The organism is Accumulibacter sp. (assembly GCF_016789985.1).
Taxonomy (GTDB): Bacteria; Pseudomonadota; Gammaproteobacteria; order Burkholderiales; family Rhodocyclaceae; genus Accumulibacter.
This window is the reverse complement of record NZ_JAEUOL010000005.1, coordinates 1-10,005: the sequence shown is the minus strand read 5'-3', so window position 1 is coordinate 10,005 and position 10,005 is coordinate 1. Positions and strand designations below refer to the sequence as shown.

The following is a 10,005-nucleotide window of genomic DNA, read 5'->3' as shown; positions in this document are numbered from 1 at the left end:
GTAGGGCGGCTTGCCCTTGCGTTCGCCCATCCTGGCGGACTTGACTCCCTTGCCGCGCAGCATTTCGAGGCCGGCGTTGGCGGCTTCCTCGGTACGGTAGGTGCCGAGCGAAATCGCCAGCTGGTTGGGCCCGCTGGCCTGAACGATGAAGTAATCCTGGATCCCCAGTTGCTGCAGCTCGGCGGTCTTCCTGGTCGCATCCTCCTTGCTGGCGAGTGGCGGGATGTAGACCCAGTAGCCGCTGCTCTCGTTGACCGTGCGCCGACTGGACCTGAAGGCGGCAAACTGTTCGCCCAGCAGCTTTTCGATCTGGTCCGCCTCGTCGCTGGCCAGTTCACTCCATACCTGGCAAGTCTCGCTGGTGCTGCGCCCCCCTGTCCTGTCGCCCTCTTCCTTGCGCTGGCTGGTACCCGGTGCTTCGCCGCGCGCGACAACCCGCACCTGGTCGGCCTGCAACTGTTGTTCGACGCGACGCGCATCGGAATCGGCAGGCGTACCAAGGTAGCCGCGACCCCACACGACAAGCAGCAGGTTGGCGAGCACCAGAAGGAAGACGACGATGCGCATTGCGACGCTCATCAGACCTTGGGCAGGTGCTCCAGCGAGGCTCGAATGGCTTCGGCCGGGTACTCGAAATCCTCCAGTTCACCGGCAAAGTAGCGGTCGTAGGCGGCCATGTCGAAATGACCGTGGCCAGTGAGATTGAAGAAGATCGTCTGCGCTTCGCCACTCTCCTTGCAGCGCAGTGCCTCGTCGATCGCCGCGCGGATCGCGTGGTTCGATTCGGGTGCCGGAATGACACCCTCGGCGCGCGCAAACATGACGCCCGCCTCGAAGGTCGCCAGTTGCGCCACGGCGATCGCCTCGATCAGCCCTCCATGGTAAAGCTGCGATACCAGCGGCGAGTCTCCGTGGTAACGCAGGCCCCCGGCGTGGATGCCGGGCGGCATGAAGTCGTGACCTAGCGTGTACATCTTCATCAGCGGGGTGAAGCCTGAAGCATCGCCAAAGTCATAGGCGTAGGTACCCTTGGTCAGCGTCGGGCAGGAGGTCGGCTCGACGGCAACCAGTCGGGTCAGCTTGCCATCGTGTCCGCCCGCCGCGTTGTCGGCAATGAACGGAAAGGCGACGCCGGCAAACGACGAGCCGCCGCCACAGGGCGCGAAGACCACATCCGGCCAGTCACCAGCCTTTTCGAACTGCTTTTTCGCTTCCTGGCCGATGATCGTCTGATGCAGCGCCACGTGATTGAGCACCGAGCCCAGGGCGTAGCTGGTGTCGGTGCGCGAAGCGGCTTCCTCGACCGCCTCGGAGATGGCAATGCCCAGCGAGCCCTGATTGGCCGGATCCCTGGCCAGCAGATCGCGGCCGGTCTGGGTCATGTTCGACGGGCTGGCAAACACCTCGGCCCCCCAGGTCTGCATCATCGAACGGCGGAAGGGCTTCTGCTGATAGCTGATCTTGACCATGTAAACGCGCACCTCGAGGCCGAACATCTGCCCGGCAAAGGCCATCGAGCAGCCCCATTGCCCGGCGCCGGTTTCGGTCGTGATGCGCTTGATGCCGGCCTGCTGGTTGTAGAAAGCCTGCGGCACGGCGGTGTTCGGCTTGTGTGATCCGGCAGGGGAAACGCCTTCGTACTTGTAGTAGAGCCTGGCCGGCGTCTTCAGCATTTCTTCCAGCCGGCGGGCGCGGATCAAGGGCGACGGACGCCACAGCCGGTAAATCTGCCTGACCTCATCCGGGATCGGGATCCAGCGTTCGGCCGACATTTCCTGTTCGAGGATGGCCATCGGAAAGATCATCCCCATCTGCTCCGGCGACACCGGGTTGCCGTCCGGTCCGAGAGGCGGCAGCGGCGGCGTCGGCATGTCGGCAACGACGTTGTACCAGTGGGTGGGGATTTCTGATTGTTCCAGCGTGATGCGTAGCGATTCCACAAGGCCTCCCTAGGTTTCTTGGCAATACGAGGCCCGGAGTATACTCCGGGAAGACGACCCTAATCACTCCAGGCGGCAGGGGCGGCCGGGTACGCGGCGGTGGGCAGCCCTCTTTGCAGTTCGTGGCCGACCAGTTTTCCAGGGGCAAACGCGTCGATCAGGCGCCGCCAGGCCCGGCGCGCTGCCACGCTGTTGTCCTGGCTGAAATTGCAGACGTACAGGTCGAGCGTCACGGCTTGCGCTTCCGGCCAGGTGTGCACCGCCAGATGTGACTCGGCCAGAATCACCGCACCGGTCGCACCGGCCGGTTGGTGGCGGTCGCCGAACTGGTGGAAGACGAGCGCCAGGGGCGTCAGCCCCGGAACCGAACATACCGTCAGACAGAGTTCGCGCAGGGCGCCGGCGTCATTGAGCAGGCGCGGCGCACAGCGACAGTCGTGGAGTTCGGCGATCAGGTGCAGGCCGTGCATGGCGAGTCTCCATCTCTTCGGACATCACCAGGGCTGCTGCCGCGTTGTTCGCCGCCGGGCCGGGCAGACAGTGCCCTCGGCAGGGACCGGCTGCTCACCCCTTGGGCACGGAGCTGGCGCTGGTCCTGGTGACTATCCCGGCCTCATCGAAGTGCACATTGAAGTACCATTCCATGCCCGCCTCCACTTTGGTCTTCCAGTCCCAAACCCTTTCCTGGCGCAAGGAGAAATATCGCTCATGTGCCGGACGGCCAAGCAGGCGCCGCACCTGTTCCCGGTTCATGCCGGGTTTGATCCTGGCAAAGTTTTCCGCGGTCAGCACCTGCCGCACTTCGCGCAACACGTTGTCCGGACCAATGACCAACATATGGTTTACGATGCCTTCCGGTGTGCGCGGATATTCCCAGGTGCGCGTTCCGTCCTCTTCCAGCCACTCGAGGTTAGGCTCGCCCATGAGCTTGCGCACCTCACTGGATTTGGTGGTTCCGGGTCGCAGCTTGCTCAGTTTGTCGGCGTCACAGCCGGACATGGTAATCGCGGTCAGTCCGGCAAGAAGAAGGCTGACCAAGAGTTTTCTCAACACGTTCGATGCTCCTGTCGTTGCGGGCGGAATCGTTGCCGGCGAGGCAGGAGTATAGACGAAGGCGAATCAAGGAGGTCCGTGCGCCCTGACCAATCCCCATCCCGACTCCGGCCGGCGGCGTACCGCCGCGCGCCGTGTGGCGGCCGCGCGTGCCGTCTGGCCTGCTGCCCGGGAGTCGCGGGTTGACGCGGCGCGGGCAGAACCATCCTCCGGCGAACGTCGCGTGGACCGTCTGGGGTCTGGGCGCACTGCTCTACCTGATCGGCTTCTACCAGCGCGTTGCGCCGGCAGTGATGACCGACCGCCTGATGGACGAATTCGCGATCGGCGCAGCCGAATTGGGAAACCTTTCGGCCTTCTATTTCTACTCGTACGTACTGATGCAGATCCCGACCGGAATCATTGCCGATCGTTGGGGGCCACGCCGGCTGCTGACTGCCGGTGCGGCACTGGCGGCCGCCGGCAGCCTGCTGTTTGCCGGTGCGCCGGACTTCTGGTGGGCCAGCGCCGGGCGCCTGTTGATCGGCGCTTCGGTGGCCGTTGCTTTCGTGTCGATGCTCAAGCTGGCGACGCACTGGTTTGCGCCAAACCGCTTTGCCCTTGCCTCCGGCCTGGCTCTGCTCTGCGGCGTGGCTGGCGGGGTGATGGCCGGAGTCCCTTTGCGTTTCCTGATCGAAGCCTGGGGCTGGCGCCCGGTGATGTTTGCCTCGGCAGCGCTCACCGGTGCCCTGGCGGTTGCCATCTGGCTGCAGGTGCGCGACGATCCGCTTGACTTGGGTTACCGCAGTCATGCCCCGACCGCTGCCGACGGAGCACCCGCTCCCCGTTCATCGATCCTGCACGGCATGCGCGAGGTGCTCGCGTATCGCAACATCTGGATTCTGTTGATCACGCCGATCGGCATCGCGGGTGCGGTGCTCACTTTTGCCGGCCTGTGGGGCGTGCCTTATCTGCGGCAAGTGCATGGCCTGGAGACCAAGCGCGCGGCAGCGATCACTTCCCTGCTGCTGATCGCCTGGGCTGTCGGCGGACCGCTGCTCGGTACGCTGTCGGAGCGACTGGGTCGCCGCCGACCGCTCTACGTGGCGACCACCCTGGCTGCCCTGGTCGGCTGGACAATCATCATCTTCTTGCCGATCCCGGTCTGGTTGATGGTCGTGATCCTGTTGTGCACCGGCTTCTGTTCGGGCAACCTGATTATCGGCTTTGCCTTTGCCAAGGAATCGGTACCGGTCCGGCTGATGGGTACGGCGGCAGGGATCTGCAACATGGGACCACTGCTCGGTGGCATGCTGCTGCAGCCGGCGGTCGGCTGGATGCTCGACCGCTACTGGCTGGGCGCCACCGCCGGAGGGGCGCGCACCTACGACGCGACCGCCTATCAGGCGGGGTTCAGCCTGCTGGTCGGCTGCCTCGTCCTCTCCCTTTGCCTGATTCCGTTTGCTCGCGAGACCTATGGCAAGCAGACCAGATGAGTCTCGGCCAGTCGGCGTCGCTGGTCGAGCGCTGCGGCCGTGGCGCCAAGCAGCATCAGACCGCCCATGCCGAGGGCCAGACTCAGCGTCGAATCCCACAGCGCAGGGGCGATCAGTCCGGCGGCGACGGTGTTGAAAGCCGACTGCAGAAAAGCCTGGCAGGACGCGGCCAGGCCACGTCGTTCGGGGAACAGGTCGAGCGCCAGCAGGGTCAGGCAGGGCATGGCGAGAGACATCCCGAAGGTGTAGACAAAGAGGGGGACGACGCTCCACGGCAGGGATGCCGGGAGGGCAAGATTGAGGCCGATGTTGAGCCCCGCCGCAGCGCCCATCACCAGGTAGCCGGCAGCAATTGTGCAGGCCGGCGAGACCCTGCCGGCCAATTGCCCGGACAGCCAGGCGCCGAGCATCAGTCCACTCATGGCGGGCCAGAACAGCCAGACAAAGCCACTGGCCGGAACCGCCAGATGACGCATGAGAAAAACCGGTGCCGACAACACGTAGATGAAGAAACCTGCAAAATTGAACGCCAGCGCGCCACACAGCAACAGAAAGGCGGAAGAGGTCAGCACCTGCCGATAGCTCCGCGCCAGGGGGCCGGGCTGCAGAGCCTGGCGTTGGCGTACCGGCAGCGTTTCCGGAAGCAGAAACCAGCAGATCAGCCAGAGAGCAATGCTGAGCAGCGCAAGAAAGGCAAACACCGCACGCCAGCCAAGCCAGAGCTGCAGCCAGCCACCAATCACCGGCGCCACGGCGGGCGCCAGTGCAAAGATCATCATGATCTGCGCGATCAGGCGTTGCGCTCGGGCGCCGGCGTAGAGATCGCGCACGATGGCACGGCAGATCACCATGCCCGCACCGCCGGTGACCCCCTGCAAGGCGCGTAGCAGGCAGAGCTGCTCGATGTTGGTCGCGAACATGCAACCGGCCGAAGCCAGGGCAAAGAGCGCGACATTAACGAGAATCACCCGGCGACGACCCAGGGCGTCGGAGATCGCTCCATGCCAGAGGGTCATCAGGGCAAAAGGCAGCAGGTAGGCGGTCAAGGTCTGCTGAACCTGCAGAGGTGTCGCATTCAACGACCCCTCCATATCATGGAACGATGGCAGATAGGTATCGATGGAAAATGGGCCGAGAGCGGCCAGCGCGGCCAGCAACAAGGCGATACCACGCGGCAGCGGGACGTTGTTCGACTGGGACACTTCAATCCTTCGCGAAGCGACGGTACTGTACGGCTTCAGCAACATGCTGTGCCTCGATGGTGTCGCTATTACCGATATCGGCAACCGTGCGGGCAAGCTTGAGCAATCGGTGGAAGGCGCGAGCCGAGAGATCGAAGCGGCTGATGGCCTGTTTCAGCAACGCGGCCGCCGCAGCCTGCGGCTGACAGTAGTGGTCAATCTCCCGGGTGGTGAGGCGCGCGTTCGCCTTTCCCTGGCGTCCGATCTGTCGCGCACGCGCCACAGTGACACGCGCGCGAACGATCGCCGACGCTTCGCCATCCGGCGCCTGCTGCAGCACCTCGGCCGGCAGTGCCGGGACCTCGATCTGCAGATCGATGCGGTCGAGCAGCGGGCCGGACAGCCTGCTGCGATAGCGCAGCACCTGGTCAGGCGTGCATCGGCAACGCCCGCGTGCATCGCCGTAATATCCGCAGGGACAGGGGTTCATCGCCGCAACCAGTTGAAACTGCGCTGGAAACTCCGCTTGTCTGGCGGCGCGCGAGATGTGGATTCGCCCCGAATCGAGCGGTTCGCGTAGTGCCTCGAGCACCCGGCGATCGAATTCGGGAAGCTCGTCCAGAAAGAGCACGCCCTCGTGCGCCAGCGAGATCTCGCCGGGACGAGGGGCGCTGCCGCCACCGACCAATGCCGCCGACGAGGCGGTATGGTGCGGTGCCCGGTAGGGATGACGGCGGAAAAGGTCGGGACGAAACTGTCCGCAGAGGGAAAGCACGGCCGCCGATTCGAGTGCAGCATCCAGCGTCATGGGGGGCAGCAATCCGGGAAGCCGGCTGGCCAGCATCGACTTGCCGGTACCCGGCGGACCGGCAAGCAAGATCGAATGCCCGCCCGCTGCGGCAATTTCGAGTGCGCGTTTGGCCTGCGCCTGGCCGCGCACGTCGATCAGGTCAGGGTAGTCGGTGCTGCCGTCGATCGGCTCGTCGGTGACCGCATCCGCCGTCAGCCTGGTCTGCCCGGTCAGGTGTGCGCAAACCTCGAGCAGGGTGGTGGCGGTGAGCACCGGGCTCTTGCCGGCCAATGCCGCTTCGCGCGCGCTGGCGCCTGGCAGAACGAAACTGCGTCCCGTATCGCCGACCGCAAGCACCATCGCCAATGCCCCGCGCACCGGCCGCAGTTCGCCGGAAAGAGAGAGTTCGCCGGCAAACTCATACTGGGCCAGGGAATTGGCGGGGATCTGTCCCGAAGCGGCGAGGATGCCGAGAGCGATCGGCAAGTCGAAGCGGCCCGATTCCTTGGGCAGATCGGCCGGTGCAAGGTTGACCGTGATGCGTTTGCGCGGGAAATCGAAGCCCGAGTTCTGCAGCGCCGCTCGCACCCGATCGCGCGCTTCCTTGACTTCGGTGTCGGGCAAGCCGACCAGGGTGACGCTGGGCAGACCACCCGCCAGATGAACCTCGACCGCAACCGCGGGGGCTGCGAGTCCGTCGAGACCACGGCTATGGACGATGGCGAGCGACATCCGGCGGGCACCCGCAGGCAGGAAGGCAGACGGCAGGCCAGGTGGTGCAGGATGACACGCCGGTTTCCGGCGGTCAGTCCGGGGGTGCTGGCGGGTTCTCCAGCCGCTCGAGCCGCGCCTCGAGCGCCTTCAGTTTTTCCCGGGTACGCTGCAGTACCTGTGTCTGGATATCGAATTCTTCGCGACTGACCAGATCGAGTTTGGCAAACACACTGGCCAGCAGTGCGCGCGCATTCTTTTCTATGTCGCCGGCCGGACTGGCGGCGATGATGCCGCTCAGCCGTGTGCCGATTTCTTCAAGGATCCTGGGGTCGAGCATGGCGTTCACCACCGGAGCACTGGTTGCGGGATGGCATGAGTTTAGCACAGGCGCCGGGCTTGGCAGCGTCCGCACCGCGCTGGTGCATGACTGTCCGGAGCTGCGCAACCGCAGTGCGGCAGCGATTTCGCGCAATTACCAAGATAGCCATAACCATCTGACCTAAAACAGAAAAAATCTATGGCACGCAATGTGCTTCTGGTTTCACAACACTCTGTTTTTTCATTACCTGAGGATCCACCATGAAGACCATTCCTCTTGCCACACTGCCCTCTGCGGCGCTGCCTACTTCGATCATCGGGCAGGCAGCAGGTCCAGTTCAGGCAGACCTCACCGCGTCGACGCTCATACCAAGGGCGCAAGCCACAGTATTGTCGTGGCTTCGTTGAACCGTACCTTCTAGACGACCAATCACTAAACAGGGAGGCGATTGCTTCCCCCGAAATGGAGAGCAACATGAAACTGGTAACCGCCATCATCAAGCCGTTCAAGCTTGACGAAGTACGAGAAGCACTTTCGGCGATCGGCGTGCAAGGCATCACGGTCACCGAAGTCAAGGGCTTTGGCCGCCAGAAAGGCCACACCGAGTTATATCGCGGCGCTGAATACGTGGTCGACTTCCTGCCCAAGGTCAAGGTCGAGGCCGCGATAAGCGACAACCTTCTCGACCAGGTGATCGAGACGATCGAGAAATCCGCCAGTACAGGCAAGATCGGTGATGGGAAGATATTCATTTCGGCAATCGAAGAAGTCATTCGCATCCGCACCGGCGAAACCGGTGAAGATGCCCTGTAAGGAGCAAGCCATGAAACGCGTATTCGCCATTCTGGCCCTGCTTGGCGCCGTCGGCATCGGTGCTCCGGCCTGGGCTGAAGACAAACCCGCAACCGCTCCGGCGGCAACCACCGCTGGAGCGGCGCCTGCTGCAGCACCGGCCGCCGCGGCGGCAGAAGGTGCCACAGCAGCAAGCCCGGCGCCGGTGGCCAACAAGGGCGACAACGCCTGGATCATGACCAGCGCGGCTCTGGTCATCCTGATGTCGATCCCCGGGCTTGCCCTGTTCTACGGTGGCCTGGTGCGCAGCAAGAACATGCTGTCGGTGCTGATGCAGGTCTTCGTCACCTTCTCGCTGATCAGCGTGCTGTGGGTGGTCTACGGCTACTCCGTGGCATTCACCGAAGGCGGTGGCTTCTTCGGCGTGCTCGACAAGGTTTTCCTGAAAGGGATCACCGTCGACTCGGTCGCTGCGACCTTCTCGAAGGGCGTGGTGGTCTCGGAACTGGCCTACGTGATCTTCCAGGGGGCGTTCGCCGCAATCACTTGCGGACTGATCGTCGGTGCCTTTGCCGAACGCGCGAAATTCGCCGCGATCCTGGTCTTCATGGTGATCTGGTTCACTCTCTCCTATCTGCCGATGGCGCACATGGTGTGGTACTGGGCAGGTCCGGACGCCTATCTCGATGCGGCGGCCGGCGAAGCGGCCACCAAAACGGCCGGGTTCCTCTTCCAGAAGGGCGCTCTCGACTTCGCCGGCGGCACCGTGGTGCATATCAACGCTGCGATTGCCGGCCTGGTCGGAGCAATCGTCATCGGCAAGCGGATCGGTTACGGTCGCGAATCGATGGCACCTCACAGTCTGACCTTCACCATGATCGGCGCATCGCTGCTGTGGTTTGGCTGGTTCGGCTTCAACGCCGGCTCGGCACTCGAAGCGAGCGGCGGGGCGGCGCTGGCGATGGTCAATACGTGGGTGGCAACCGCCTGCGCGGCCATGTCCTGGATGTTGGCGGAATGGATGCTCAAGGGCAAGCCGTCAATGCTCGGCGCCGCTTCTGGTGCCGTCGCCGGCCTGGTGGCGATCACCCCCGCGGCTGGCTTCGTCGGCGTGGTCGGTGCGATCGTGCTCGGCCTTCTGGCCGGGGTGATCTGCCTCTGGGGCGTCAATGGCCTGAAGCGCCTGCTCGGTGCTGACGACTCGCTCGACGTTTTTGGCGTACATGGTGTCGGTGGCATCCTCGGGGCGCTACTTACCGGGGTCTTCGCTGATCCGGCACTCGGTGGCGCCGGTGTCTATGACTACGTCGCCAACAAGGTCGGTGACTATGACATGACGGCACAACTCATCAGCCAGCTCTGGGGTGTCGGGACGGTCATCGTCTGGTCCGGCGTCGTCTCCCTCGTGGCGTTCAAACTGGTAGACATGGTGATCGGCCTGCGTGTGCCGGAAGAAGAAGAGCGCGAAGGTCTGGACATCACCTCGCACGGCGAATCCGCCTACCACTATTGATCTGACTCGATAGCTTCTGCCTTCTCTCCCCCTAAAGGGCGCCGTCTCGGCGCCCTCTTTTTTGGTGCTTCCGGCAGGACGCACTCACTTGAACCTAAATTCCTCTGTTAGCCCATTGCGGCAGCCAGACCAGGAGGGGCCAGGGCCGTGTGCCGCGGCATCTTGGGTTTGACTGCGATGATTTTGTCGACGATGTAGCGAACCAGTGCAGGCCAGCGGGCGGCTTTC

The 10,005-nt window shown here is 63.8% G+C and carries 11 protein-coding genes; 4 read left to right on the top strand and 7 right to left on the bottom strand.

What is annotated here, in order from left to right; translation table 11 throughout:
- From JNK99_RS00330 to bamE, 4 genes are all read right to left on the bottom strand, one after another.
- Positions 1-579 (bottom strand): SPOR domain-containing protein (locus JNK99_RS00330; RefSeq protein ID WP_291846997.1); only part of this gene is annotated, 579 nt, incomplete at its 3' end.
- The gene (locus JNK99_RS00325) at positions 579-1,940 is read right to left on the bottom strand and encodes a TrpB-like pyridoxal phosphate-dependent enzyme (protein ID WP_291846995.1); all 1,362 of its coding nucleotides are present in this window, start codon (positions 1,938-1,940) and stop codon (positions 579-581) included. The genes JNK99_RS00325 and JNK99_RS00330, both read right to left, overlap by 1 nt.
- A gap of 59 nt (positions 1,941-1,999) precedes the next feature.
- Entirely contained in the window at positions 2,000-2,410 is a 411-nt protein-coding gene (speD, locus tag JNK99_RS00320) for an adenosylmethionine decarboxylase (RefSeq protein WP_291846992.1), read from the bottom strand.
- Positions 2,411-2,504: 94 nt separating this feature from the next.
- Positions 2,505-2,993 (bottom strand): outer membrane protein assembly factor BamE, encoded by a 489-nt coding sequence (bamE, locus tag JNK99_RS00315; protein WP_291846990.1) that lies wholly within the window; start codon positions 2,991-2,993, stop codon positions 2,505-2,507.
- A gap of 182 nt (positions 2,994-3,175) precedes the next feature.
- Here bamE and JNK99_RS00310 point away from each other — a divergent pair, with 182 nt between their 5' ends.
- Positions 3,176-4,468 carry an MFS transporter gene (locus JNK99_RS00310; RefSeq protein WP_291846988.1) on the top strand — a complete coding sequence of 431 codons (1,293 nt, stop codon included), beginning with the start codon at positions 3,176-3,178 and terminating at the stop codon, positions 4,466-4,468.
- Here the strand turns inward: JNK99_RS00310 and JNK99_RS00305 are convergent.
- The 3 genes from JNK99_RS00305 to JNK99_RS00295 all read right to left on the bottom strand — a co-directional run bounded on the left by JNK99_RS00305 (position 4,447) and on the right by JNK99_RS00295 (position 7,490).
- Positions 4,447-5,670, bottom strand: a complete 1,224-nt coding sequence (locus tag JNK99_RS00305) for a multidrug effflux MFS transporter (RefSeq protein ID WP_291846985.1) — start codon at positions 5,668-5,670, stop codon at positions 4,447-4,449. The genes JNK99_RS00310 and JNK99_RS00305 overlap by 22 nt on opposite strands.
- 1 nt (position 5,671) lies before the next feature.
- The gene (locus JNK99_RS00300) at positions 5,672-7,171 is read right to left on the bottom strand and encodes a YifB family Mg chelatase-like AAA ATPase (RefSeq protein ID WP_291846983.1); all 1,500 of its coding nucleotides are present in this window, start codon (positions 7,169-7,171) and stop codon (positions 5,672-5,674) included.
- 73 nt (positions 7,172-7,244) lie between these two features.
- Positions 7,245-7,490, bottom strand: coding sequence for an accessory factor UbiK family protein (locus JNK99_RS00295; RefSeq protein WP_291846981.1), 246 nt, complete (start codon positions 7,488-7,490; stop codon positions 7,245-7,247).
- Here JNK99_RS00295 and JNK99_RS00290 point away from each other — a divergent pair.
- The 3 genes from JNK99_RS00290 to amt all read left to right on the top strand — a co-directional run bounded on the left by JNK99_RS00290 (position 7,489) and on the right by amt (position 9,777).
- Positions 7,489-7,656 (top strand): hypothetical protein, encoded by a 168-nt coding sequence (locus JNK99_RS00290; RefSeq protein ID WP_291846979.1) that lies wholly within the window; start codon positions 7,489-7,491, stop codon positions 7,654-7,656. The genes JNK99_RS00295 and JNK99_RS00290 overlap by 2 nt on opposite strands.
- Before the next feature lie 290 nt (positions 7,657-7,946).
- Complete coding sequence (glnK, locus tag JNK99_RS00285) at positions 7,947-8,285, top strand: P-II family nitrogen regulator (protein WP_291846977.1); 339 nt, start codon at positions 7,947-7,949, stop codon at positions 8,283-8,285.
- 10 nt (positions 8,286-8,295) lie between these two features.
- A complete protein-coding gene (amt, locus tag JNK99_RS00280; protein ID WP_291846975.1) occupies positions 8,296-9,777 on the top strand; it encodes an ammonium transporter in 1,482 nt (493 codons plus the stop codon).
- Positions 9,778-10,005: the final 228 nt, after the last annotated feature.